Origin of the sequence: Pseudodesulfovibrio sp. JC047 (assembly GCF_010468615.1) — a bacterium.
GTDB lineage: Bacteria > Desulfobacterota > Desulfovibrionia > Desulfovibrionales > Desulfovibrionaceae > Pseudodesulfovibrio.
Window position 1 is genome coordinate 1 of sequence record NZ_WUEH01000050.1, and the last position, 1,021, is coordinate 1,021.

1 protein-coding gene is annotated in these 1,021 nt (G+C 46.2%); it reads left to right on the plus strand.

What is annotated here, in order from left to right:
- The first annotated feature begins 190 nt into the window (after positions 1-190).
- Positions 191-778 carry a TetR/AcrR family transcriptional regulator gene (locus GO013_RS16640; protein ID WP_343219595.1) on the plus strand — a complete coding sequence of 196 codons (588 nt, stop codon included), beginning with the start codon at positions 191-193 and terminating at the stop codon, positions 776-778.
- The last annotated feature ends 243 nt before the right edge of the window (positions 779-1,021 follow it).

A 1,021-nucleotide genomic window follows, 5' to 3' on the forward strand; every position in this document is an offset into this window, starting at 1 on the left:
GATGATATTTTAATCCTAGCCATGTCGGCCTCCTTTGAGCTTCACTTTTACTGGTACTGTTACCAGATTAAGCCTTGGAGTGCCGACATGGTATTTTTGTGCGCTGTTTGTGAAATACCGCTTGAACAAATTTTGTGAGCGTACTAGTCAGGAACAGCAATAAATCAATGCAGGACATGGGGAGCGTCGAGTGTCGATTGGGAAAAAAGAGCGTATTTTATGCGCGGCACAGGAAATATTTGCTCGGTGTGGATATGCCGGGACAACGATGAAAATGGTGGCTGAGCAGGCCGGTGTGGCTTCAGGACTGGTCTTTCATTATTTCGAGTCCAAAGAAAATTTGTTCATGGCCGCAGGGAGCGAATTGATCGACACGATGATGGGTGTCCTCAGTGAGAAAATCGAGTCGTGCAAAACCGGACACGACGCCCTTGGAACATTTATTGAGGCCTATCTGGATTTTACTTTGGACAATGAAAAGACATTTCCAACCGTGATTCGGTGTTCTCCATTCAGCGATGACAATCCTGATCTTGATCGAAACAAGATCGGAGCAAAATTCAAGGAATTGACTGACTTGATTGAAGAAATTCTCAGAAGGGGTGTTGCAGACGGGTCTATGAAGGATGTTCCGATTTCCCAGACCGCATTTATGATTTATGGCAGTATTGTTGGTGCTGTTCGTACCCGCTTTTTGACCCCATACACCGTGCCTGGACTCTATGATGAGGTCCGACAGTTTATTTTGCGCAGTGTGTGTCCTGGTGATGCAATCTAGTTTTTTTCAATATATGGTGATATCTGCCTGGATATAAAGGCCATCTTGCTGGTGGCCTCTTTTTTGGTGTCATGGGAGTGGTTGGCGCGATCTTGTTGGGTTGGTTGGTTTTCGATCCGCTTCAGGTCAGCGGGTTGATCGGTTTTTAATGGAATGGACCCGCCCCCCGGTATACGGCATCATAGTGCCAAACAAAACGTACTCAGGAGGACGAGTCACATGAAAAATATTGCCACCATTGGG